Source organism: Bradyrhizobium sp. AZCC 1693, assembly GCF_036924745.1.
In the GTDB taxonomy this organism is placed as follows: domain Bacteria; phylum Pseudomonadota; class Alphaproteobacteria; order Rhizobiales; family Xanthobacteraceae; genus Bradyrhizobium.
Genome location: NZ_JAZHSD010000001.1, coordinates 1,512,351 through 1,536,287, shown reverse-complemented (window position 1 = coordinate 1,536,287; position 23,937 = coordinate 1,512,351). Strand labels below are relative to the sequence as shown.

The window sequence follows — 23,937 nt, the reverse complement described above, 5'->3', positions numbered from 1 at the left end:
TGGCTTCCTTGCCGCATGCATGCGGAATGTGGGTACGGACGACAGCGGTCCGACCGGATATGAGGTGATGCAGTGAGCTGCTGCATAAATCGCCGGAAGCCACTCCCTGAGCGCACCGACCGCGGCGGCACGCTGCGCTACGCATGGCTCCGCGCGCCGCCGCTCCACCGAACGTAAAAATCACATCCAAGCCCCGTCGGGATGCTTGACTCAAAAGCCCTCATATGAGGGTGGGCAAAAGCGAAGCGTGCCCACCATTCAACGACTTGAAATCGGATAGATGGTGGGCACGGCGCAAGCGCGCCTTTGCCACCCTACATTTCTGATGCAGATCTAGCCGAACGCGCTGCGCAGCTTTTGCGCCATTTCGAACAGCGCCGGATTGTGCTTCACCAGCCGCTTGGTGCGGTTGAGGCCCGACATGACGCTGGCGGCGAGCTTGCCGCGCTGGCTGAGCGGGATGAAGCTGTCGAAGATCGGTTCGTCGCTCTTGCAGAACAGCCGCTTGTAGTCGTCCGATCCGATCCCGAGGTCGAGGGCGCGATAACCCTGTGCGGCATAGTGATCGATGATGTCGCGCATCAGGATCAGGCCGGGGCTGTACTTCGAATTCGCTGACATCGCGTAGGTATTGAACAACATCGAGAACCGGTGGCCGTCGGCGACGCCGGCAAAGATTGCGATCACTTCCTCGTCGCATTCCAGCGCGTGGATATCGATGGCATGCTTGCCGCCCGCGAGCGGCGCGGTGCAGGCGCCGCGGATGAAATCCTCGATGCCGGGATCGGCGAAGACGTTCGGCAGCTTCTGTTCGGCCATCCGCAGCGGCTTGACGCGGAAGAACCAGTCGAGCAGCCGCGTGATGTCAGCCTGTGACGACGCGACGTGACTGCGGTAGCCGGGCAGGGACTGCAGTTTGCGTTCCTTGCCCTTGAGGCGGCGCCGGAACGAGTTGCTGACCAGCGCTGCGGGCGCGGCACCGGGCTCCATCACCAAGAGCGGGCAATCATTGGCGGACGGCTGATGTGGCAGCAAGGCAAGCGGATTGCGCAGATCACGCCAGCGAACCGGTTGCTGATGCAGTGTGAGGACGTCGGCTTCGGATCGCTGCGATATCGCCGATATCAGGCCTTCGAGATCGGCTTGCGTTGCGCTTGCGGCGAAATCGCGGTCGAACAGCGCCATGTTGAAGGTGGAATGCTTGCCGCCCATGAAACTGGCGCAACGCGCGCCGTAGGCGTGCCTGAGCACGAGCGGGAGCAGGGCCAATGGACGGCGTTCCGCGTCGTAGGCGATCACGATAAAGGGAATGAGGCCTTCGCGCTCGCCGACCTGCCGCTGCCAGGGGCTGAGGAAGTCGAACCGCTGATACGGCGTGAAAGAGGTTTGCGCGCGTTCCAGGCTGCGCCAGATGCCTTCCGCGGCGGCGAGATCGCGGACGATGTCGATGCCGGCGATGCGGTTCGCCTTCGACCACGTTCCAGCATCCGCCGTCCGGTCTTCAATCGCGGCAGCTATGGTCATCGCAGAGCCCGTGCTATATGAAATTGTTTACAATTTTCGGCTTAGGCCGGCCTTCGCAGGGAGCCGACCTTCGCAGGGAAATGTCAACAAAGGGTAATACAATCGGTGCGCGGCGGGGGCAGCGCGACCGTATGATTGAGGGCGGGACGTTGGCGTCGGATATCGGAATTTTGCGGCGGGCCGGGATGGAGCTCGCTTATTTTAGCGGCTACTTCAGGCTGAAGCAGCGGGAGACCGGCAGCGCCGGGGTCATTTTGCGGTTTGAGCGCGTGCGTCCGCGCAATTCCCGGCCGTTTCAGCCGAACCGATGGCGTGAAATCACGCCGCAATTTCTCGACCGGACGATCCGTGCGCTGAAGCGCTGGAACTTCGATCTGATCACGATGGACGAAGTGTGCCAGCGGGCGGTCACGCTGCCGAAGGCCAACCGATTTGCCTGCCTGACCTTCGACGGCGGCTGCAAGGATGTCATCACGCAGGCCTATCCCGTGCTGGCGAAACATGGCGTGCCGTTCACCGTATACCTGCCGACAGGGTTTCCGGACGGGCTCGGCGAAGCCTGGTGGCTCGCGCTGGAAGACATGATCGCGCGCGAGGATCGCATCAGCCTGGTGATCGACCGCAAGGAGCGGCGTTTCGCAACAGGCAGCACGCCGGAGAAATATGACACTTTCGAATTTCTGACGAGCTGGCTGCGGACGCTGCCGCCGCCGGATCTTTCGTTCGCGATTCACGACCTCTGCACGCGCTACTCCGTCGATCTCGCGGCGCTGTCGCGCGCTGCGTCGATGGATTGGGACGATCTGGCGAAGCTCGCCGCTGATCCGCTGGTGACGATCGGCAGCGCAACGGTGAACTATCCCGCGCTGTCCAATCTGAAAGCGGCCGACGCGCAACGCGAAATGACAATGGGCAAGGCGGTCGCGGAGACCGCCTTGCGCCGCGACGTCAGGCATTTCGCCTATCCGTTCGGCGACCGGCAATCCTGGCGCCGCGAGCATGTCGTCATGGCGCAGGAGGCAGGTTTCGCCAGCGCGGTATCGACGATTCCGGGGGTCGTCGAGGCCAAGGGATATACCAACCTGCATGCGCTGCCGCGGATCGCCTGGGACGGACGGCACGGCTCGCTGCGCATGATGCGCGTGATGCTGTCAGGAATCATGTTTCCGTCGGTCAGGCCGACCCGGGATAATTGGGTTTAGGGTGTGAGTTCATAAACCCGGAGTGCCTTTAGGACGTCTCCTTTGTGCATGGACAGCCGCTTGGCACAGGATTTCGGCCTTGGCTAATCTGGTGGAATAGCCGAATTTGATTTGCGCGAGTTGCGGTCCCTAACTGGCGTGGAGCGAGAGCAACATTTCTCTGACGAGAGGCAGGAGGAACCCAATGGAGCTACATGTTCGCGAAATGCGGCATGAGGAAACGTCACTTGTTATCGATTATTTCCATTCATCGACGCCCGAGCATTTGGAGATGCTTGGGGTTGATCCAACGCGCCTTCCTCCAAGGGATGTTTGGGGATCCTTGTTCAAGTCTCTGTATGGTCTTCCGCTTGCAGAACGGAGAGGTTTTTACCTCATTTGGTTGGCGGATGGTCGCCCAATTGGCTTCTCAAGCTGCGACAAGATCGTATTCGGCACGCAGGCAAATATGCATCTACACGTGACGGAGCCCGCGCAGCGGCAGCGGGGGGTCGGCGAAAAGTGCGTCCGCCAAAGCGTCGATATCTATTTTCAGATGCTGGAGATCAAGCAATTGTTCTGCGAGCCGAACGCATTTAACGTCGGTCCAAATCGAACCCTGCAACGGGCTGGCTTCAAGTACGTTAAGACACACATGACGGTCCCCGGTCCCCTGAATTTCCATCAGGCAGTGAACCGATGGCTAATTGAACGGCGCGTGTGAAGAAAAATTCTCAAAATCTCGGGGATTTCCGTAGATACTGAGCTGTGCAACACGAGGTCCGTTCTGGGTCATGGGACGAAATTCGCGAGTGACAAGGCACGTCTGCTTTAGAGTACACGCCCTATTCTAAGCAGCGCGGTCCGGCCGCGACATCCAGCTGACGATCGGCATCGCCGGCAGCACCCATCCGAGCCCCGCCACGACATAGAAGATCGCCTGCAGCAGGCCGGAATTGGCCAGCCACGGCGTCTGGGCGATGGTCATTCCGAGCAGCGACCACACCACGACCAGCACCAGAAGTGCGATGGTTCCGAAGAATTTGCGGGTGCGTATCGTCATGGCGGATATGTCAGGCTCGTGGCGGGTTGCGCGCGGGAAGGGGCGGACTATAAGGGGCGCGCCAATTCAATCAAGCGCGCCTTCGGGGCGAGCCAGGATAGCTTTCAAGACGGATTTCAAGACGGGTTTTATGACCGGTAGTTCCGCACAGCAGGCGCCGCATGCCGTCGCCGTCAGATGGTGGCTGATCGCGGTCGCCGTGCTGATCGCGGTCATGGTGCTGGTCGGCGGCGCCACGCGGCTGACGGAATCCGGATTGTCGATCGTGGAGTGGAAGCCGGTTACCGGCACGCTGCCGCCGCTCAACGAGGCGCAATGGGTGCAGGCGTTCGAGGGCTACAAGGCCATCCCGCAATACCGCGAACTCAACGCCGGCATGAGCCTTTCGGAGTTCAAGACCATCTTCTGGTGGGAATGGAGCCACCGCCTGCTCGGGCGCGTGATCGGCGCGGTCTATCTTTTGCCGTTCCTGTACTTCCTGTGGTGTGGCGCGCTGGGCGCTGAGCTGAAGCGGCGGCTATGGATGATCTTCGCCCTCGGCGCGCTGCAGGGCGCAGTCGGCTGGTGGATGGTCGCGTCGGGCCTCGCGCAACGGACCGAGGTCTCACAGTATCGGCTGGCGACGCATCTGGTGCTGGCCCTGATCATTTTTGCCTCAATCGTCTGGACGCTGCGGCGGATGACCGCGCGTCCGCAGTCCGTTGTCCCCGGGCGGCTGAAGGTCTCCGGGGTGGCTTTGCTCGCCCTGACTTTCGTCCAGCTTTATTTCGGCGCGCTGGTTGCGGGCCTGCGGGCGGGGAGGGTGTACAACACCTGGCCCGAGATCGACGGCGCCTTCATTCCATCCGCAGCGCGGCTGTTCTTCGAGGAGCCGTGGTGGCGCAATCTGTTCGACAACACGCTCACCGTGCAGTTCGAGCACCGCATGACCGCCTATGCGCTACTGGCGCTGGCGATCCTTCATGCGATCGATAGCGTGAGGTCACGGGCCGGTACAGCCGTGATCGGCGGTGCCTGGTCGCTGGCGGCGGCGATCAGCCTGCAGGCTGCGCTCGGCATCCTCACGCTGCTGCACCAAGCGCCGATCGATCTCGCGTTGGCGCATCAGGCCACAGCCATCGTGGTGCTGACGCTTGCGGTCTTGCAGGCCGAACGTCTGGCTGCGCGGCGCACCGAGCACGACCCGCAGAAGCTGGTAATGCCGCTCGAGCAACCCGGCTGAAATTGAGCGATTCTAATCTGCCGCCAATCCGGAAAGCGCCCGATTTGCAGGGATTTCCTGTTGCACGCCGCCCTTGACGCGTTTGTGTGGGGCCGGACCGCTTTACTTGGATGGACTGCGCGATAAAACGAGCCAAAACAGGTTCGTTCCATGTCCTCAGCATTCATCCAGGCCGCCGTCATTCTGCTCCGTGAGGGGCTCGAAGCCATGCTGGTGATCGCAGCGCTGGCGGGCTACCTGACCAAAGCCGGCGCGACGCATCGCATTCAGGCGCTGTATGGCGGCGCGCTCGCGGCCGTCGGCGCCAGCATTATCGCCGCCTGGCTGTTTGCGGTGCTCAATTCGGGCGAGCACAGCGATGTCCTCGAAGGCATCATCATTCTCGTCGCCGCCGCCCTGATGCTCTATGTCAGCGGCTGGCTGATGGTGAAGCAGGATCCGCGCGGCTGGCAGGAGTATCTCGCGCACAAGGCCGATTCAGCGCTGTCGCAGGACACGGTGTGGGCGGTCGGCGCGCTGGCCTTCCTCGCGGTGTTCCGCGAGGGCGCCGAAACCGTGCTGTTCATCAATGCGCTGGCGACGACCGAAGGCGGCTGGAGCGCTGGCCTGTTCGCGGGCCTGGCCGCCGCGACCGCGGGCCTTGCCGTGCTGTTCTATTTCATCAACCTGATTGCGCGAAAACTTCCGCTGCGGCCGCTGTTCATCATCACCTCGGCGTTCCTGTTCGTGATGGCGATCAAGTTCATCGGCGAGGCCGTGCAGGAGTTCCAGGAACAGGCGATCATCACGGTCACCGAGGTCAAGGGCTCGGCGTTCCTGAGCGCGATCGGCCTCAATCCGTCGATGGAAGCGCTCTCGATCCAGGGCCTGGTGATCCTGTTTGCGCTGGCGACCTATTCGGTGGTCCAGCGCAACAACCGCCTGATGCGCGAGGAGAAGGCGGCAATGCGCGCGGCCGAGTAGTTCGCCGCGCTACGCTGCCTGCCGATTGAGTCCGAGATAGTCGAGCCCGATATCGAGCGCGGCGGAGCTGTGCGTCAGCCAGCCCGCGGAAATCAGATCGACGCCGGTGGCGGCGATCGCCCTGGCGGTCTCGGCGGTGATGCGGCCGGAAGCTTCCATGATCGCCCGGCCGCCGGTCATCGCCACCGCCTGCCGCAGTTGCTCGACCGTCATGTTGTCGAGCAGGACGGCATCCACGCCGATCGCGAGAACCTGTTCAAGCTGGGCCAGCGTGTCGACCTCGATCTCGATCTTGACGAGATGGCCGGCATGAGCTTTCGCGCGCTCGATCGCGGTTCTGACATCGCCGGCCAGCGCGATGTGGTTGTCCTTGATCAGGATGGCGTCGTCGAGGCCAAAACGGTGATTGCTGCCGCCGCCGGCGCGCACCGCGTATTTTTCCAGCGCCCGTAGTCCGGGCGTAGTCTTGCGGGTGCAGACGATGCGCGCCCTGGTGCCTTGTGCTGCCGACACCAGCGAGGCCGTCGCGGTGGCCACGCCGCTGAGATGGCAGAGAAAATTCAGCGCCGTTCGTTCACCGGTCAGTAGCGCACGCGCCGGCCCCTCGATCGCGGCGATCAGATCTCCCGGCGCCACCACGCTCCCGTCAGGCCGTTCGGCGGTGAGCTGGATGGCAGGATTCACGAGCTGAAAGGCACAGCGCGCGATGTCGAGCCCGGCGACGACGCCGGGCTGGCGCGCGCGCAGCACCAGCGAGGCTTGCCGGTCGGCCGGCACGATCGCATCGGCCGTGATGTCGCCGGCGCGGCCTAAATCTTCGAGCAGGGCGGTTCGAACCAGCGGTTCGTACATGAGGGGCAGAAGCGGCGTAAGCGTCACGGCTGGGCACTCCCGACAGACATAGATCCGGTTTCAAAGACGTTGCGCGCGAAGTCGAGCGCCTCCGTAAGCGAGGTGGTAGACGGCACCGCCGAGGGCAGGGCGTCCGGAAAATCGCTGCGGAAATGCCCGCCGCGGCTTTCCTCGCGCCGCCAGGCAGCGACCGCGATCATCAGTCCAACCAGCGCGGGATCGGAAGCTGCACTGCTGCCGCTCGCGATTGGATAGAGGCCGCGGATCGCCCGTTCGATGCCGTGCCGGTCGCGGAGCACGCCGAGGCCTTGCGACAGGATCGGCCGCACAGCCGAAGGATCGGACGCGGGTGGAGGCGAATTCGCAACGCGCGTTTTCAGCGGGCCGCGGCTCGCGCCCTGGACGCTTTGCGCGACCCATTGCGCACAGACGATCGCTTCCATCAGCGAATTGCTGGCGAGCCGGTTGGCGCCATGCAGCCCGGTGTGGCTGACCTCGCCGCAGGCCCAAAGCCCGTCCACGGTGCTGCGGCCTTCGATATCCACCGATATTCCGCCCATGTGGTAGTGCACCGCCGGCCGGACCGGTATCGGATCGGTCGCGGGATCGATCCCTGCCATTTTGCAGAAGGCGGAAATGACGGGATAGCGTTTTGCAAATTCCGCTCCGGGATGTTTCCGCGCATCGAGCAAGACGCGATGTCCCTCGGCGCGGCGGCGCCAGACCGCGCGCGCGACGATATCGCGCGGCGCAAGCTCGGCGCCGGCCTGGTTCGCCATGAAGCGTTGCCCGGTGTCGTCGATCAGGATTGCGCCATCGCCACGCACGGCTTCGGTGACCAGCGGCATCGGGCGCGACGGCCCGTCGAAGGCGGTCGGGTGAAACTGGACGAACTCGAGATCGGAGAGTTTTGCGCCCGCGCGTGCCGCGAGCGCCAGCCCCTGGCCGAAGCAGCCGGAAGGGTTGGTGCTGTCCAAAAACAGCCCGCCGATGCCGCCTGTGGCGATCACGACGCGGCCGGTATCGATCACGAGCGGCCCCTGCGCGTTCACCGCGAGCACGCCCTTGATGGCGTTGTCCTCGACAATCAGGCTCCGCGCCTCGACGCCCTCCAGCAGCGTGACCGACGGACAGCGGCGCACCGCTGCGATTAGCGCACGCATGATCTCGCGCCCGGTGCCGTCGCCGGTGGCGTGCACGATCCGGTTGCGGCCGTGCGCGGCCTCCAGGCCAAGCCGCCAGCCGCCATCGGGCCTGCGGTCAAAGGCGACGCCAAGCCTCGCGATATGCTCGACGGCCGCAGGGGCCGCATGAACGATCCGGGACGCGACGGCCTCGTCGCACAGGCCTGCGCCTGCCGCCAGCGTATCGGCCAGATGCAGGGCAGGGTCGTCATCCCCGCCCATCGCCGCGGCAAGCCCGCCTTGCGCCCACAGGCTCGACGCCTCCGCGCCAAGCGGCGCCTTCGACAGCAGCAACACCGGTTCCGGCGCCATCTGCAGCGCCGTCATCAATCCGGCGGCGCCGCCGCCGATGATGACGGGACGGTTGTTGAGCGCTGAAATTTCCGGGCTCATATCGCCAGCATCCTCTCGACGGCGCGACGGGCTGATACAGCGATGGCGGGATCGATCGTCACCTCGTGCCGGCCGGTCTCCAGCGCGTGGCGGATGTTCTTCAGCGTGATCCGCTTCATGTGCGGGCACAGATTGCAGGGCCGGATGAACTCCACGTCGGGGTGGAGCACCGAAACGTTGTCGCTCATGGAGCATTCCGTCAGCAGCACGACCCGGGGCGGGCGTTTTTGGCCGACGAAGTCCGACATCGCCGCCGTGGAGCCGGAGAAATCGGCTTCCGCGACCACTTCCGGCGGACACTCCGGATGCGCCAGGATGGTCACGTCAGGGTGATTTTCGCGCAGTTGCCGGACGTCGGACGCCGTAAACAGCTCGTGCACCTCGCAATGGCCCTTCCATGCGATGATCTTCACGTCCGTCTGCTCGGCGATGTTCTGCGCGAGGTATTCATCCGGCAGCATGATCACGCGCTCGACGCCGAGCGACTCCACGACCTTCAGGGCATTGCCCGAGGTGCAGCAGATGTCGGACTCTGCCTTCACCGCCGACGAAGTGTTGACATAGGTGACGACGGGAACGCCGGGATAGCGCTGCCGCATCAGCCGCACGTCCTGCGGGGTGATGGAGTCGGCCAGCGAACAACCCGCCGCAAGGTCGGGGATCAGCACGGTCTTTTCCGGGTTCAACAGCTTGGCCGTCTCGGCCATGAAGTGCACACCGGCCAGCACGATGATGTCGGCATCGACCTTGGTGGCTTCGCGCGCCAGCAGCAGGCTGTCGCCGACGATGTCGGCGACGCCGTGGAAAATTTCAGGCGTCTGGTAGTTGTGCGCGAGGACGACGGCGTTGCGGCTTCGCTTCAGTTCGAGGATGGCGTCGACGTCCTCGGCGAAAACCGCCCATTCAGGCGGCGGAATGACCCGTTTGACCCGGTCGTAAAGCTCTGCGGAACGCGCGATTGCGGTGGAGCTGAAGTTCGCCATTTATACTCTCCTTGAGTATATATTGGCTTATACTTATCCTGAGCATAATCGATGTCAAGTGCGCGAAAGCGGGAGCTTGGTGCCGACGACCGCCCGTTCCGCCAGCACGGCATGGCGGAACTGGAACAATTTGGCCGGGCGGCCGACGGTATCGGCGGCGATTGCGCCAGTTTCTTCAACGAGTTGCTGCTGCTCGATCAGGCGGCGAAAATTCTGCTTGTGCACCAGCCGGCCTGCAAGCGCCTCAACGCTGCGTTGCAGTTGCAGCAGGGTGAATTCCGCCGGCATCAGCTCGAACACCACGGGACGGTATTTGATCTTGGCGCGCAGCCTTGCAATTCCGGTGGCGAGAATGCGGCGATGATCTCCACTCATCGGCCGGCCGGGAATGACAGCAGTGGCGCTTGCCCCGTCGCGCACGGCTTCAGGGATCAGGCCCGCCTCGTACAGCAGTTCATAGCGCTGCAGCACCAGTTCCTCGTTCCATTCGCGCTCGTCGAGGCCAAAGGTGATGGCGACGCGCTGCCAGCGTTCGCGCTGCAGGCCGGCGGTGGATGCGGACTTTGCCCACGCCCGCAGTCGCGATGCCAATGTCTTCGCCAGCGCCGCGGGGAGGCCGGCACGGTGGTCCTCCCACGGGAAATATTCGTACCAGCCGGACCAATGCGCCTCAAAACCCTGGCCGACCTTGTCTTCGCGGGTGAGGCCCAGATAGCTGATCGAGATCGAATGCGGCGACTTGGTACCTCCGGCCCGCCCGCGATCGGCGAACGTGTAGAGCTGCTCGACATAGCCGAGCGGATGGCCGGTCTGCGCCTCGACCCATGCCCGCAATCCCGTCTGCAGCGAACGGTGCGCAAATTCGAACGGGCCGCTCGGCAGCGCGCCGTCGTTGGCGATGGTCATGATCTTGGGCTCGCCGTCGGTGACGGCGACGAGGACGGCAACGAGATCCGCCGTGGTCGCATTGGCAGCGCCCGTTTTGCTGGCTTTCCGCGGTGCCCCTGCCACGTCGGTCGTCCGTCTCCGTTATGGTCTAACGCGCGTTTAGCAGTATCCGTACACGCCGCAAGCGTACGGCAGACGGTTCCAATACGGGCCATAGGACGGCCCGCCGTAATAGGGGCCGTCATAGCTGTAGGAATGGTTGGTACCGTAGTAGCCGGGTAACGTCGATGACCCCGGCAGCAGCGGCGTGCCGTAGACGCGCGGCGCGTAGGGCACAACGCCCACCGGCGTGAACAGCACGTCGGGATCCTCTTCCTCGACCACCAGCGTGCGGCCGCGACGCACATAGAGCGGCGCCGCGGCAGGTGCAACGGTCGTCCGGTACTTGTAGTGCGGTCGCGGGAGGCCAGGCGGCAATTGGCTGGCGGCTCGAACCGCAGCACTCTTGCGGGCAGGGGTGCTGTCGGCGCGCTTGATGACGGCGGGGACCTCGGGGCTTTTGGTGGCGGAGGTGTCGCCGGCGGCGGCGGTGCCGATCGCGAAAATCGCGGTCAGAAATGGCGTCATCCAGCGCAGCATCGTCAGCTCCGAATCATCGAGGGCGGCTCAGCGCCACTTTATGCCGGAACGAGCGTTAACGAGAGGCTTGTGAAGGGGGCTGATGGCGGCCGGAGTCCAACACGCCACTCGGTCGTCGTCGCCCGCGAAGGCGGGCGATCCAGTATTCCAGAGAAAGTCGGGCTTGGCCCGAGAAGCCGCGGCGTACTGGATACCCGCCTTCGCGGGTATGACGACTTTTTGTGGGCTACACAACGTGTGCTCGCGTTACGGGTCGAGCGTCCCTTACGTCAGCGCCTGCTCGAGATCCGCGATCAGGTCTTCCTTGTCCTCGATGCCGATCGACAGCCGCACCACATCGGGCGCAGCGCCGGATTTCACCTTGGCGGCGTCGTCGAGCTGGCTGTGGGTGGTCGAGGCGGGGTGAATTACCAGCGAACGGGTGTCGCCGACATTGGCCAGATGCGAGAACAGTTTCAGGTTCGACACCAGGTTGACGCCGGCGTCGTAGCCGCCCCGCAGGCTGAAGGTGAATACCGCACCGGCGCCCTTCGGCGCGTATTTGCGCGCGAGCTTGTTGTACTTGTCGCTGGCAAGCCCCGCATAGTTCACCGACGCCACCGCGGAATGGCCGGCAAGAAATTCCGCGACCGCCTTGGCATTTTCGCAATGCCGCTGCATGCGCAGCGGCAGCGTCTCGATGCCGGTCAGGATCATGAAGGCGTTGAACGGCGAGATTGCCGGGCCGAGGTCGCGCAGGCCCAGCACGCGGCAGGCAATCGCGAAGGCGAAATTGCCAAACGTCTCCTGTATCCTGATGCCGTGATATTCCGGCCGCGGCTCGTTGAGCATCGGGTATTTGTTGTCCTTCGACCAGTCGAAGGTGCCGCCGTCGACGATGATGCCGCCGAGCGAATTGCCGTGGCCGCCGAGAAATTTGGTCAGCGAATGCACGACGATATCGGCGCCGTGGTCGATCGGCCGGATCAGATACGGCGTCGCCAGCGTGTTGTCGACGATCAGCGGCACGCCGGCCTTGCGGGCCACTTCCGCAATCGCCTCGATGTCGGTGATGCTGCCGGCGGGGTTGGCGATCGATTCGATGAAGATCGCCTTGGTGCGCGGCGTCACGGCGCGCTCGAAACTGCCGATATCGTCGGGATCGGCCCACGCCACGTTCCAGCCAAAGCTCTTGAACGCGTGCGTGAACTGGTTGATCGAGCCGCCGTAGAGTTTTCGCGCGGCGATGAATTCGTCGCCCGGCATCAGCAACTGCTGCAGCACCACGACCTGCGCCGCGTGGCCCGAGGCGACCGCGAGCGCCGCGGTGCCGCCTTCCAGCGCCGCGATGCGCTCTTCCAGCACGGCGGTAGTGGGGTTGCCGATGCGGGTATAGATGTTGCCGAACGCCTGCAGCCCGAACAGCGAGGCGGCATGGTCGGCATCGTTGAACACAAAGGACGTGGTTTGATAGATCGGCGTCACCCGTGCGCCGGTGGTGGGATCGGGCTGCGCACCGGCATGCACGGCAAGGGTCGAAAATCCCGGGAGACGGTCGGTCATTCTTTGCGTCCTGTTCTTTGGCTTGTTCTTGGGCTTGTTCTTGAGCTGGCTCGAAAATGCGTCGAAGATGCTGATCGCAGCCGCGTCCGCCGTCAAGGCGAGGCTTCACATCTGGCGGATTGGAAGCGGGTTTGCTTCGTCAGGCCGCGTCTTCGAAATAATTGTTTCTCATTGCGTCACGTCGGCTCGCTTTTGTTCTTTGCGGCGCGATCCGATGCTGCGGTCGCGCCGCCGCCGAGGCTCGTCCGGTTCAGCGACAGCCGCATGCCTTGGGTCGGAATCGGCGCGCGCTTCGAGCTCAGCGTGCGCGAATTGACTCCCATCCATGAAATTTCAGACGACAGCCGCCCATATTCGATCTTCGGGCAGCGGTTCATCACAACCTTGAGGCCGGCCGCTTCGGCTTTTTCGGCGGCCGCGTCGTCGCGCGCGCCGAGCTGCATCCAGATCACCTTCGGTGGCGGCGACAATGTCAGGGCCTCGTCGACAACGGGCATGATGTGCGCCGAACTGCGGAAGATGTCGATCATGTCGACAGGACGGCCGATATCCGACAGCGAGGCGACGAAGGGCTTGCCGAGCAGGCTTTTGCCGACATGGCCGGGGTTGACCGGAATCATGTCATAGCCGCGCTGCGCCAGATATTTGAAGGCGAAGTAGCTCGGCCGCACATTGACGGGCGAGGCGCCGACCATCGCGATCGACTTCACGCCGTTGAGAATGCTGCGGATGTAGTTGTCGTCGTAGGCGTCGTGGTTCATTTGATTTCCAGTTCGTCGTTCCGGGACGGTGCGCTAGCACCAGACCTCAGATGCGCAATTGCGCATCGGGGAACCTCGAGATTCTCAGGTGCACAATTGCGCACCATAGTTCGATGCTGCGCATCGCCCCGGAATGACGACGCAGAAACTGCGTCGTCACTTATCCTGCCACTTCGGCTCGCGCTTCTCGATGAAGGCGCCGATGCCTTCCTCGGCGTCGCGCGCCATCATGTTTTCGGTCATCACTTCCGCCGTATAGCGATAGGCGTCGGCAAGGCTCATTTCGGCCTGCCGATAGAACGCCTCCTTGCCGAGCTTGACGGTGTAGGCGGATTTGAGCGCGACCTTCTGCGCCAGCGCGATCGCCGCATCGCGCTCGGTGCCGGCGGCGACGACGCGGTTGACGAGGCCGATACTCTTCGCCGTCGCCGCCGAAATCGGCTCGCCCGTGAGCAGCATCTCCATCGCCTGCTTGCGCGGGATGTTGCGCGACAGCGCCACCATGGGCGTCGAACAGAACAGGCCGATATCGACGCCGGGAGTGGCGAAGCCGGCGGCCTCGGAAGCGACCGCGAGATCGCAGCTTGCCACGAGCTGGCAGCCGGCGGCGGTCGCGATGCCCTGCACGGCGGCGACGACGGGCTTCGGCAGAAGCACGACTGCCTGCATCATCGCACTGCAGGCGTTCATGATCTGCCCGAAATAGGCCCGGCCGCGATCGGGGTCGCTGCGGCGCGCGGTCAGCTCCTTCATGTCGTGGCCCGCGGAGAAGGCCGGGCCGTTGGCCGCAATGACGACGGCGCGGACGCTGTTGTCGTCGTGAATTTGCTTCAGCGCGCCGTGCAGCTGGGCGATCAGGCCCTCCGACAGGCTGTTGCGCGCGGCCGGCCGGTTGAGGGTGAGCAGGCGGATACTGCCGACATTTTCCTGCAGCAGGATCGGAGGTTGTGGCGTAGGTGCGCGAGCAGTCTGGGCGGGCATTTCCGAGGTTTCCACTCCGAGATTTTCATTTGGGCTTTGATGACAATCTAATGTAACAGGCACCCTGAATCGAGGGCAGGGGCGGCATGGCGGCACCGAAAATGAGCGTCGCCGAGCTGGAGAAGTTCCTCCGCGAGGAATTTCCCCAGGCCTTCAGCGATGGCGACATCACCATCGAGAGCGCCGACGGCGAGACCTGCCTGCTGCGGCGGCGCTATGACGAGCGTATGCTGCGTCCGGGCGGCACGGTGTCGGGGCCGACGCTGATGGCGATGGCTGATTTCGCGATGTATGTGGTGCTGCTCTCGGCGATCGGCCCGGTGGGGCTGGCGGTAACGACCAATCTCAACATCAATTTCCTGCGCAAGGGGCTGCCAGGTCAGGATGTGCTGGCCGCGGCGAAGCTGCTGAAGCTCGGCAAACGGCTGGCGGTCGGCGAGGTGAACCTGCTGTCGGGTTCGTCGCCCGATCCGATCGCCCATGTGACGGCGACCTACTCCATTCCAAATACGTAGGGTTTCTAACGGTAATATCGCACCATATTTTCAAGCGTTTGTTTTTGCTAGAGTAATTTGTGCGAATTGGCGTTGACGGAAACGGCGCCGTTCTCTAGAAACCCGCCAGTTCGGCGCATCTGGCGCCGATTTCCATTTTCACGGATTTCCTCACATGAAAACCTATTCGGCAAAGCCCGCCGAGGTGACGAAGAAGTGGGTGCTGATCGACGCCAAGGGTCTGGTGGTCGGCCGGCTCGCCACGCTCGTCGCCATGCGCCTGCGCGGCAAGCACCTCCCGACCTACACGCCCCACGTCGATTGCGGCGACAACGTCGTCATCATCAACGCGGCGCATGTCGTGCTGACCGGCCGCAAGCGCGACAACAAGGTCTACTACAAGCACACCGGCTTCATCGGCGGCATCAAGGAACGTACCGCAAAGTCGATCCTCGAGGGTCGTTTCCCCGAGCGCGTGGTCGAGAAGGCCATCGAGCGCATGATCCCGCGCGGTCCGCTTGGCCGCGTGCAGATGGGCAATCTGCGCGTTTACCCCGGTGCCGAACATCCCCATGAAGCCCAGCAGCCCGAGAAGGTTGATATTGCTTCGATGAACCGCAAGAACATGAGGGCCGCATAAGATGTCGGATACCATGCAGTCTCTCGACCAGTTGGCGTCGCTGAAGACGGCCGCTCCGGAAGCGCCGAAATACGTCAAGAAGGTCGACAAGTACGGCCGCGCCTATGCCACCGGCAAGCGCAAGGACGCGGTCGCCCGCGTCTGGATCAAGCCGGGCGCCGGCAAGATCGTGGTCAACACCCGCGAAGTCGAGGTCTATTTTGCCCGCCCGGTGCTGCGGATGCTGATCCAGCAGCCGCTGGTCGCAGCCGCGCGCGCCGGCCAGTACGACGTCATCTGCACCGTCGCCGGTGGTGGTCTGTCGGGCCAGGCGGGTGCCGTGCGTCACGGCATCTCGAAGGCTTTGACGAACTTCGAGCCGGATCTGCGCGGCGTCCTGAAGAAGGGCGGCTTCCTGACCCGCGACTCCCGCACCGTGGAGCGCAAGAAGTACGGCCGTGCGAAAGCGCGCAAGTCGTTCCAGTTCTCGAAGCGCTAATTGCTTCGCTAAAATTTGCAGCGCTTGCTGCATTCGCGAAACGAAAAAGGGCGCCCGATCGGGCGCCCTTTTTGCTTACTATTTAGTGATGGGTTACCACGGATTTTCGTGAAAACTTGCTTACCCGCACAAACGAAATTGGAACACGGGCTTCTTAGTGTCCACGATGCGCTGGCGCGAAATTGCATTTCAGAGTGCGCCGAACAAGTTGCATCACACGCGTTCGGGTGAGCCCATGTCGTTCGATACTTCCACGCTATACCTGTTTGCCACGATGGTCGCAGGCATGCTCGGGGCCATGCTGCTGCTGTTCGGCAAGCAGGAAAACATTCCAGCCTTGAAGTGGTGGGGGACGGCCTATCTGCTTGGCGCATCGTCGGTGGCGATCTGGACCATCGGCGGCGCCGCACTCGGCGAGCCGCTGTTGCTGGCGCTGCATGCGCTCGGCTTCGTGGCCTGCGGCATGGTCTGGAACGCCGCGCGCGTATTCCTCGGCCGTAAGCCCAATCTGCCGGGGTTGTTGTTTGGCGCGATCACCTGGATCGGCATGGTGCTGGCTGTGCCATCGTTGAATCCGGCCATGCGGCTGATCGTCGGTGCGGCGATCGTCGCGATCTATGCGGGGCTGACGGCTTCCGAATTGTGGAGCGAGCGGCGGCGGACGATGCAGAAGCGCTGGCCGACGATTGTCGTGCCCGTGATGCATGGTTGCGTGCTGGCGCTGCCGATTATGCTCGGCAGTCTGCTGCGCCCGCATGACGAAACCTTCACCAGCAGCATCTGGGTGACGGCGTTCTCGATCGAACTGGTGCTGTATGCGATCGGCACCGTGTTCGTCATCTTCATGCTGGTGTCGGACCGCGCCGTGACGGTGCACAAGACCGCGGCTTCGGTAGATCCCTTAAGCGGAATGTTGAACCGCCGCGGTTTCACGGAAGCCAGCAACCGGGTGATCGAACGCGAGGCCGCCGCGGGGCAGCCGGTGACGGTGATGATTTTCGATATCGATCATTTCAAGAGCATCAACGACCGCTTCGGCCATCCGGCGGGCGACGAGATCCTCAAATTGTTCTCCACCGTCGTGGTCAGCAATTTGCGCATCAGCGATCTCTCGGGGCGGATCGGCGGCGAGGAGTTCGCGGCATTGCTGGCGTGTCCGCTGGAAGAGGGCGTGATCGTGGCCGAGCGCGTGCGCGAGGCGTTCGAGGCGTCCAACATCGCCTGCGAGGAAGGTCCGGTCGATACTACCGTCAGCATCGGCGTCGCCGGCGGACCGGCGGGCACGGAGCTCGACGTGTTGCTGGCGGCGGCCGATACCGCGCTCTATCAGGCCAAGCGCGGCGGCCGTAACCGGGTCGAGGCCGCCGAAGAGCTGCCGCTGTCGCTGGAGAAATGGCGGCGCAAGACCGCCGGCCGCGCGGCTTCGCAACGCCAGGTGCCGGCGGCGACCTAACGAAGCGCGTCGCTAGTGCGACAGGCCAGCCTTGATCGCGAGTTCTTGCACGACAGCCGCGACACGCATCAGTTGGGGCAGGGCCTGGTCGCGGAAGGCGGCCATATCCATACGTGTCGCATCGACCGTCACGCTCAAACCGGCAGTTACCGAGCCTTGCGCGCTGAAGATCGGCGCTGCCAGCGTGCGGAGACCGTAGGCATTTTCGCCGTCGGAGACCGCGTAGCCCTGCTGCCTGACCAGGTCGAGCCGGTCGAGCAGGGCGTCGAGCTCGGTCAGCGTTCGCTCCGACAATTTGATTCGCGGCCGCAATTCCAGCCGGCGGATTTGCTCGTCGCGCGGCAGATGCGCCAACATGATATGGCCGAGGGCTGCACTGTAAGCTGGAATACGCGTGCCAGGCCGGCGGTCCATCTTGTGGCGGTCGAGGCCGGTGCCGAGGCGAGCGAGATAGATCACGTCGCCGCCGTCGAGTGCGCCGAGCGACGCCGCGTCGCTCACTGATGGCACGAGGTCGCGCAGCAATGGCTCGGCCAAAGCGCGCAGCGTTCCGCCCGATAGCACCGTGTAGCCAAGATCGAGACAGGCGACGCCGAGCCGGAACCGGCGGCTCTGCGGAATGGTCTGGAGATAGCCGAGTTCAATCAGGGTTTGGATCAGGCGGAACGCCGTTCCGCGATCGAGACTGGCGCGCGCGGCAATCTCGCTGAGCGTCAATTCATAGGCCTCGCTGGAAAAGCTCTGCAGCACCGCGAAGGCCTTGCCGACGGATGCAACGTAATTCTTGGGATTCTTCGGCAGTGTCGGTGACGCGCGCTTGGCGGCTGCTTTGGGTGCCTTGGCCATCTCGATGCCTGCTTTGCAATAACGACGGCCGGCGGCCCTTGACGTGGCGCAGGCCCGGTCCTACGAAGATACATAAAATACAACAAATGTTCGCATTCCGAACAATGCCTTTTCGACGATCGGAGGAAGTTTGTCAACATCGTCCCTGCATCCTCATGGCGTGTTCAGTGCGGCGCTGACGCCGCTCGACGCCGAGCTCGCCCCCGATCACGCGCGCTTTGTCGCGCATTGCCGCTATCTCCTGAGCGAGGGCTGCGATGGCATCGCGCTGCTCGGCACCACCGGCGAGGCCAACTCCTTCTCGGCTGCCGAACGCACCGCGCTGCTCGAGGCGGTGGTGCAGGACGGCATCGCGCCGAGCCGGCTGCTGCCCGGAACCGGCGTCGCAGCGCTCAGCGAAACGGTGGCGCTGACGCGTCACGCGCTCTCCGTCGGCGTCGATACCGTGGTGATGCTGCCGCCATTCTACTACAAGGGTGTCACCGATGACGGTATCTATGCCTCCTACAGCGAGGTCGTGCAGCGGCTTGGCGATGCGCGGCTCAAGATCGTGCTCTACCACATTCCCCAGATGTCGATGCAGCCGATCTCGCATGCATTGATCGAGCGGCTGCGCGTGGCCTATCCGACGACCTTCGTCGGCATCAAGGATTCCTCCGGCGACTTCGCCAATATGACCGCAATGGTCGATCGCTTTCCGGGCTTTGCGGTGCTGACCGGCGCGGATCCGCTGCTCTTGCCGCTGCTGCGCAAGGGCGGTGCGGGGTGCATCACCGCGACCTCCAATCTCGTCGCGCGCGACCTTGCCCATGTCTATCGGCATTTCGGCAAGGGCGACGATGACGCCGAGCTCGCGGCCGCGCAGGCACGTATCGTGAAGGCCCGCGAGCTTGTCTCACGTTTCTCGCAGATGGCATCGCTGAAGGCGCTGGTTGCGCAGCGCACCGGCCATGCCGGATGGCAACGTCTCCGGCCACCGCTGGAGTCTCTGCCGGCTTCATATTTGAAAGAGCTGCTTGCGAGCGCCGGCGCGAATGCCGCGGCGGTCGCCTAGCGCGGCGCCGGCGACGAGGCGATCCGATGTCCGAATCCTTCCAGGATGTGCTTGCTGGATTGGCTGATATCGTCGGCGACAATTACGTCATCGATTCCGCCGGCGATCAGGAGCCCTATGTGGTGGACTGGCGCGGACGCTATCGCGGTCGCGCCGTTGCGGTCGTGAAGCCCGGCTCGACCGCCGAGGTGGCGGCGGTCGTCCGCTATTGCGCCAACAATCGGCTCTCAATTGTGCCGCAAGGCGGCAACACCGGCATGTGCGGCGCTGCCACGCCGGACGACGGCGCGGGCAATGTCGTGATCCGGCTTGACCGCATGCGGCGCGTGCGCGACGTGAGCCCGCTCGCCAATACCATCACGGTAGAGGCAGGCTGCATCCTCGCCGAGGTGCAAGCCGCGGCCACGGCGGCGGACCGCTATTTTCCGTTGAGCCTCGGGGCCGAGGGCTCCTGCCAGATCGGCGGCAACATCTCGACCAATGCGGGCGGCACGGCGGTGCTGCGCTACGGACCGATGCGGGATCTGGTGCTCGGGCTGGAAGTGGTATTGCCGGACGGACGCATCTTCAACGGCCTGCGCGCGCTGCGCAAGGACAACACCGGCTACGCGCTCAAGCAACTCTTCATCGGCGCCGAAGGAACGCTCGGTATCGTCACCGCGGCGGTGCTGAAGCTGTTCGCGCCGCCGCGCAGCTCGGCTCTGGCGCTGCTCAAATTGCATGATGTCGAGCAGGCCCTGCAGATCATGCAGCGGCTGCGCGGCGCCGTCGGGGACCGGCTCGGCAGCCTCGAAATCATGTCACGCAGCCAGATCGAGGCGATCGCCGCGACCGTGCCGCAAGTCGCCATTCCCTTCGCGCTCACCACGCCGTGGTACCTGATCGTCGAACTGACCGACACGCTGACCGGGATCGACCTCAACGAACCGCTCGCCGCCGTGCTTTCGGAGGCGATGGATGCAGGCCTGGCCGAGGATGCCGTGCTGGCATCGAGCCTTGCCCAGGCTAAGGCGATCTGGGCGGTGCGGCACAGCGTGTCCGAAGGCAACAAGCGCAGCGGCTACGTGGTGTCGCATGACAGCGTGGTTCCACTGGAGAACCAGGCCGCGTTCGCTACCAATGTCGAGACCAGGATCATGGCAGCCGTTCCGCATGCGCGCGTGGTGATGCATGGCCATATCGGCGATGGCAATATTCACGTGGTCGCCCTGATCGACCGCGATCGCTGCCGTGACCCTGCTGCGACCGCCGTGCTCGTGGCGCGGATCAATGAGATTGTCGACGACGAGACCGCGGCGCAGGGCGGCGCCATCAGCGCCGAGCACGGCATCGGCATCACCAATCGCGGCCGGCTCGCGCGCGTGGCCGATCCGCTCGATATCGACCTGATGCGCGGCCTCAAGCAACTGCTCGACCCCGACGGCCTGATGAATCCGGGCAAGATCTTCGTGGGCGAGCGCGGTGGAACCGGCAGCGCTGGAGCGGCATGACGATGACGAGCATTCGCCTTCTTGCCGACGACCTGACTGGTGCGCTCGACACGGCGGCCGAGTTCGTCGGGCTGTGCGGCCCGTTCGATGTGACCTGGCGGGAGGCACTTTCGGCGAACAGCGCGCCGAGCCTTGCGATCGACAGCGGCACACGCGAGCTCGCAAGGGCTGAGAGCGCCGGGATCGTCGGGCGGCTGGCGCCGCTGCTGCACGAAGGCACGATCGCTTACAAGAAAGTCGACAGCCTGCTGCGCGGGGCATGGGCAGCGGAACTCGGCGCTTGCCTGCGCAGCGGCCATTGGGCGTCCTGCGTCATCGCGCCGGCCTTCGACTATCAGGGACGCCGCACCCGCGACGGCCAGCAATTCGCCCGCACACCGGAGGGCGACTGGTATCCGGTCGGTAAAGACCTTCTGGCGCAACTCAAAGCCGAGAACATCGACGCCCGGCAGGGCCGGTTCGACACGCTGTCTCATGGCGGCGTTCAAGTTTTCGATGCCGAAAGCGACCGCGATCTCGATCGCGTGGTCGAGATGGGACGACGCCTGGCCGCACCTGTCCTGTGGTGCGGGAGCGGCGGACTGGCCGGTGCACTGGCACGCGGCAGCCGTGCCGATGTGCCGCGCCATTTGAAGAAGCCGGTGCTGGGATTGTTCGGGTCCGATCAGGTCGTCACCGCGTCCCAGCTTGAGGCATGCGGCGCAGCCACCATGGCGCTTGCCGAAGGCGACGCCGGGGGTGCAGCGCGGGTGCACCGCAAGCTTGCCGATGACGGCGTGGCGCTGGTGAAATTTTCGCTTTCCGGGAGATTGTCGCGCGCAGAGGCGGCACGTCGGATCGCGCGTGAAATGACCACGCTGATCGGAGCGCTTGATCCTCCCGGCACGTTGATCGTCGCCGGCGGCGAGACCCTGAAGGCCGTCTGCGTCGCGCTCGGTGCGCAGGCGTTGCAGGTCGCCGGGCGTCTCGTGCCGGGGTTGCCACGCTCGATTTTGCAGGGCGGCCGCTGGGCCGGCGTCGACGTGATCTCAAAATCCGGAGCATTTGGTACAAGGGAGCTGTGGCGCGATCTGCTCCGGGACAATCAATTGCTCAACACAGGGAAACCGACATGACCTCTCGCCATCTGGCAATCACCATGGGCGATCCGGCGGGGATCGGACCGGAGATCATCATCAAGGCCTGCATCGGATTGCAGGACAGGATCGCAAAGGGCGATCTGCGCCTGCTGATTATCGGCAGCGGCGCCGCGTTGAACGACGCAAAGGCCGCACTCGGCGCCGGCCTCCCTATACCGCAGGTGAGCGCCGAAGATCGCGATTGGCCCAATCTCTGTTTTCTGCAGGCCGACGCCGAAGGTGCGCCGATCCGTCCGGGCGTGCTGAGTGCCGATGGCGGACGGTTTGCGTTCAAGTCGATCGAGCAGGGCGTGCGGCTGACACAGGCCGGCCGGACCGCGGCCATCGTCACGGCGCCACTGAACAAGGAGGCGCTCAACAAGGCAGGTTACCACTATCCCGGACATACCGAGATGCTGGCGCATCTCACCGGCGTGCGCGGCTCGGTGATGCTGCTGGCCCATGGCAACATGCGCGTCAGCCATGTCTCGACCCATGTGGCGCTGGAGGACGTGCCGAAGCGGTTGACCCCTGAGCGGCTCCGTCAGGTGATCGATCTCACCAATGACGCGCTGCGCCGGCTCGGCATCGCGCGCCCCAGGATCGCCGTTGCGGCGCTCAATCCGCATGCGGGCGAGGGAGGTTTGTTCGGGCGGCAGGATATCGACGTCTCGGCGCCGACCATCGCTAAAGCCGTTGATGATGGCCTCGACGTCGTCGGGCCGGTGCCGGGCGACACCATCTTCGTCAAGCTGCGCGCCGGCCAGTTCGATGCCGTCGTCGCGATGTATCACGACCAGGGGCACATTCCGGTAAAGCTGCTCGGCTTCCAGGTCGATCCCGCGACCGGCCGCTGGCAAGAACTTTCCGGCGTCAACATCACGCTGGGCTTGCCGATCATCCGCACCTCCGTCGATCACGGCACCGCCTTCGACATCGCAGGCAAGGGCATTGCCAACGAACACAGCCTGATCGAGGCCATCGACTACGCCGAGCGCCTGGCCGCCGGCACCTCCGCAGTTCCAAAGCAATGACACCGGACGTCCGATGACCAATTCCTTCACGCCGATCGAGATCCTTCGTCCCAATGCCGTCGAGTTCGGATGCGGGACGATTGCCGCCGCGGCTCGCTTCGCGGAGCGGATCGGCGCACGGCGGCCATTGGTGATTTCGGATCCCTTCAACGCGCGCCGCGTCGATCAGCTGGCACTGCCCGGAGTGGTCAAGGTATTCGGCGACGTGAAGCCCGAGCCGGATCTGCCCAACCTCGAAAAGGCGGTGGCGATGGCGCGCGATATTGCGCCCGACCTCATCGTCGGTTTCGGCGGCGGCAGCGCGATGGACCTCGCCAAGCTGGTGGCCGTCCTCTGCACCGGCGATACGGCCTTTGCCGACATCGTGGGCGCCGAGAAGGTTGCGGGCCGCAGCGTGGCGCTGATGCAAATTCCGACCACTTCGGGGACCGGCAGCGAAGCCGGCACCCGCGCGCTCGTGACCGATCCGGCCAGCCGCAACAAGCTTGCGGTGCAGAGCCGCTTCATGCTGGCCGATATCGCCGTCGTCGATCCTGACCTCACCATGACTGTGCCGCAAGATGTCACCGCGGCCACCGGTGTCGACGCGCTGGCGCATTGCGTCGAGGCCTATACCAGCCGCAAGGCGCATCCTGCGATCGACCTCTACGCGATCGAAGGCGCGCGGCTGGTCGGACGCTATCTGCGGCGCGCGGTGACCGACGGCAGTGATCGCGAAGCGCGCGCGGGTCTTTCGCTGGCGTCACTCTATGGCGGCTATTGCCTCGGCCCGGTGAATACGACGGCCGGGCACGCCGTGGCCTATCCGCTCGGCACGCGGCATCATGTGGCGCATGGCCTCGCCTGCGCGGTGATCTTTCCGCATACGCTGGCGTTCAACATGCCGGCGGCCTCGACGAAGACGATCGCGGTGCTGCATGCGCTCGGCCTGCCGGAGCGCAACGTTCCGGCGGCTGCGTTCGATGCCACCTATCGCTTCTGCGCCGATCTCGGCATCGAGATGCGGTTGTCCGCGCTCGGCGTTCCCAAGGACGATCTCGGCGTCATGGCGGACGAGGCCCATGCCATTCGCCGCCTGCTCGACAACAACCCGCGCGATTTGAGCCGGGACGAAATCTTGACGATGTACGAGACGGCGTTCTAGCCACCCGGCT

General features: G+C 64.2%; 24 protein-coding genes. 13 read left to right on the top strand and 11 right to left on the bottom strand.

The features are described 5' to 3' along the window. Positions 1 to 333: 333 nt before the first annotated feature. Positions 334 to 1,524 carry a GNAT family N-acetyltransferase gene (locus V1293_RS07565; RefSeq protein WP_334508122.1) on the bottom strand — a complete coding sequence of 397 codons (1,191 nt, stop codon included), beginning with the start codon at positions 1,522 to 1,524 and terminating at the stop codon, positions 334 to 336. A 149-nt stretch (positions 1,525 to 1,673) separates the two neighbouring features. On the opposite strand from V1293_RS07565, the gene V1293_RS07560 reads away from it, so the two are divergent. Together V1293_RS07560 and V1293_RS07555 are read left to right on the top strand one after the other, a co-directional pair. After that, on the top strand, positions 1,674 to 2,726 hold the full coding sequence (locus tag V1293_RS07560) for a polysaccharide deacetylase family protein (RefSeq protein WP_442894334.1): 1,053 nt from the start codon (positions 1,674 to 1,676) through the stop codon (positions 2,724 to 2,726). A 184-nt stretch (positions 2,727 to 2,910) separates the two neighbouring features. Beyond that, entirely contained in the window at positions 2,911 to 3,429 is a 519-nt protein-coding gene (locus tag V1293_RS07555; RefSeq protein ID WP_334508118.1) for a GNAT family N-acetyltransferase, read from the top strand. Positions 3,430 to 3,555: 126 nt separating this feature from the next. Here V1293_RS07555 and V1293_RS07550 read toward each other — a convergent pair whose 3' ends face one another. Next, positions 3,556 to 3,768: a DUF2842 domain-containing protein gene (locus V1293_RS07550; protein ID WP_212423118.1), complete on the bottom strand. Its 213-nt coding sequence runs from the start codon at positions 3,766 to 3,768 to the stop codon at positions 3,556 to 3,558. 130 nt (positions 3,769 to 3,898) lie between these two features. Here V1293_RS07550 and V1293_RS07545 point away from each other — a divergent pair, with 130 nt between their 5' ends. Further along, the gene (locus tag V1293_RS07545) at positions 3,899 to 4,990 is read left to right on the top strand and encodes a COX15/CtaA family protein (RefSeq protein WP_334508116.1); all 1,092 of its coding nucleotides are present in this window, start codon (positions 3,899 to 3,901) and stop codon (positions 4,988 to 4,990) included. A 150-nt stretch (positions 4,991 to 5,140) separates the two neighbouring features. Then, positions 5,141 to 5,953, top strand: a complete 813-nt coding sequence (locus tag V1293_RS07540; RefSeq protein ID WP_334508115.1) for an FTR1 family iron permease — start codon at positions 5,141 to 5,143, stop codon at positions 5,951 to 5,953. Positions 5,954 to 5,962: 9 nt separating this feature from the next. Here the strand turns inward: V1293_RS07540 and nadC are convergent, their stop codons facing one another. From nadC to V1293_RS07500, 8 genes are all read right to left on the bottom strand, one after another. Beyond that, positions 5,963 to 6,832 (bottom strand): carboxylating nicotinate-nucleotide diphosphorylase, encoded by an 870-nt coding sequence (nadC, locus tag V1293_RS07535; protein ID WP_334508114.1) that lies wholly within the window; start codon positions 6,830 to 6,832, stop codon positions 5,963 to 5,965. Next, positions 6,829 to 8,382 (bottom strand): L-aspartate oxidase, encoded by a 1,554-nt coding sequence (locus tag V1293_RS07530; RefSeq protein WP_334508111.1) that lies wholly within the window; start codon positions 8,380 to 8,382, stop codon positions 6,829 to 6,831. Before V1293_RS07530 ends, nadC begins: the two co-directional genes overlap by 4 nt. After that, positions 8,379 to 9,365, bottom strand: a complete 987-nt coding sequence (nadA, locus tag V1293_RS07525) for a quinolinate synthase NadA (protein WP_334508109.1) — start codon at positions 9,363 to 9,365, stop codon at positions 8,379 to 8,381. Before nadA ends, V1293_RS07530 begins: the two co-directional genes overlap by 4 nt. 54 nt (positions 9,366 to 9,419) lie before the next feature. Further along, positions 9,420 to 10,376, bottom strand: coding sequence for an NUDIX hydrolase (locus tag V1293_RS07520; RefSeq protein ID WP_334508107.1), 957 nt, complete (start codon positions 10,374 to 10,376; stop codon positions 9,420 to 9,422). Positions 10,377 to 10,412: 36 nt separating this feature from the next. Further along, positions 10,413 to 10,880, bottom strand: coding sequence for a hypothetical protein (locus V1293_RS07515; RefSeq protein WP_334508105.1), 468 nt, complete (start codon positions 10,878 to 10,880; stop codon positions 10,413 to 10,415). A gap of 276 nt (positions 10,881 to 11,156) precedes the next feature. Continuing rightward, positions 11,157 to 12,434 (bottom strand): O-acetylhomoserine aminocarboxypropyltransferase, encoded by a 1,278-nt coding sequence (locus V1293_RS07510; protein ID WP_334508103.1) that lies wholly within the window; start codon positions 12,432 to 12,434, stop codon positions 11,157 to 11,159. A gap of 176 nt (positions 12,435 to 12,610) precedes the next feature. Next, positions 12,611 to 13,195 carry a CoA-binding protein gene (locus V1293_RS07505; RefSeq protein ID WP_334508101.1) on the bottom strand — a complete coding sequence of 195 codons (585 nt, stop codon included), beginning with the start codon at positions 13,193 to 13,195 and terminating at the stop codon, positions 12,611 to 12,613. A gap of 156 nt (positions 13,196 to 13,351) precedes the next feature. Continuing rightward, positions 13,352 to 14,176, bottom strand: a complete 825-nt coding sequence (locus V1293_RS07500; RefSeq protein ID WP_334508099.1) for an enoyl-CoA hydratase — start codon at positions 14,174 to 14,176, stop codon at positions 13,352 to 13,354. A gap of 86 nt (positions 14,177 to 14,262) precedes the next feature. Here V1293_RS07500 and V1293_RS07495 point away from each other — a divergent pair, with 86 nt between their 5' ends. The 4 genes from V1293_RS07495 (at position 14,263) to V1293_RS07480 (ending at position 17,241) form a co-directional block, all read left to right on the top strand. Beyond that, positions 14,263 to 14,691: a PaaI family thioesterase gene (locus tag V1293_RS07495; RefSeq protein WP_334508096.1), complete on the top strand. Its 429-nt coding sequence runs from the start codon at positions 14,263 to 14,265 to the stop codon at positions 14,689 to 14,691. A gap of 154 nt (positions 14,692 to 14,845) precedes the next feature. Then, on the top strand, positions 14,846 to 15,310 hold the full coding sequence (gene rplM / locus V1293_RS07490) for a 50S ribosomal protein L13 (protein WP_057858836.1): 465 nt from the start codon (positions 14,846 to 14,848) through the stop codon (positions 15,308 to 15,310). A 1-nt stretch (position 15,311) separates the two neighbouring features. Continuing rightward, positions 15,312 to 15,788, top strand: coding sequence for a 30S ribosomal protein S9 (gene rpsI, locus V1293_RS07485; RefSeq protein WP_108513524.1), 477 nt, complete (start codon positions 15,312 to 15,314; stop codon positions 15,786 to 15,788). A gap of 235 nt (positions 15,789 to 16,023) precedes the next feature. Next, a complete protein-coding gene (locus V1293_RS07480; RefSeq protein WP_334508094.1) occupies positions 16,024 to 17,241 on the top strand; it encodes a GGDEF domain-containing protein in 1,218 nt (405 codons plus the stop codon). Positions 17,242 to 17,253: 12 nt separating this feature from the next. On the opposite strand, the gene V1293_RS07475 is transcribed toward V1293_RS07480, so the two are convergent. After that, positions 17,254 to 18,087: an IclR family transcriptional regulator gene (locus V1293_RS07475; RefSeq protein WP_334508092.1), complete on the bottom strand. Its 834-nt coding sequence runs from the start codon at positions 18,085 to 18,087 to the stop codon at positions 17,254 to 17,256. Positions 18,088 to 18,217: 130 nt separating this feature from the next. Here V1293_RS07475 and V1293_RS07470 point away from each other — a divergent pair, with 130 nt between their 5' ends. Genes V1293_RS07470 through V1293_RS07450 form a run of 5 tightly spaced genes read left to right on the top strand, consistent with a single transcriptional unit; the run spans position 18,218 to position 23,927 of the window. Continuing rightward, entirely contained in the window at positions 18,218 to 19,141 is a 924-nt protein-coding gene (locus V1293_RS07470; RefSeq protein WP_334508090.1) for a dihydrodipicolinate synthase family protein, read from the top strand. Positions 19,142 to 19,167: 26 nt separating this feature from the next. After that, on the top strand, positions 19,168 to 20,631 hold the full coding sequence (locus V1293_RS07465; protein WP_334508088.1) for an FAD-binding oxidoreductase: 1,464 nt from the start codon (positions 19,168 to 19,170) through the stop codon (positions 20,629 to 20,631). A 2-nt stretch (positions 20,632 to 20,633) separates the two neighbouring features. Next, positions 20,634 to 21,746 carry a four-carbon acid sugar kinase family protein gene (locus V1293_RS07460; RefSeq protein ID WP_334508086.1) on the top strand — a complete coding sequence of 371 codons (1,113 nt, stop codon included), beginning with the start codon at positions 20,634 to 20,636 and terminating at the stop codon, positions 21,744 to 21,746. Then, positions 21,743 to 22,783 carry a 4-hydroxythreonine-4-phosphate dehydrogenase PdxA gene (gene pdxA / locus V1293_RS07455; protein ID WP_334508084.1) on the top strand — a complete coding sequence of 347 codons (1,041 nt, stop codon included), beginning with the start codon at positions 21,743 to 21,745 and terminating at the stop codon, positions 22,781 to 22,783. Before V1293_RS07460 ends, pdxA begins: the two co-directional genes overlap by 4 nt. A gap of 13 nt (positions 22,784 to 22,796) precedes the next feature. Then, positions 22,797 to 23,927 carry an iron-containing alcohol dehydrogenase gene (locus V1293_RS07450; RefSeq protein WP_334508082.1) on the top strand — a complete coding sequence of 377 codons (1,131 nt, stop codon included), beginning with the start codon at positions 22,797 to 22,799 and terminating at the stop codon, positions 23,925 to 23,927. The last annotated feature ends 10 nt before the right edge of the window (positions 23,928 to 23,937 follow it).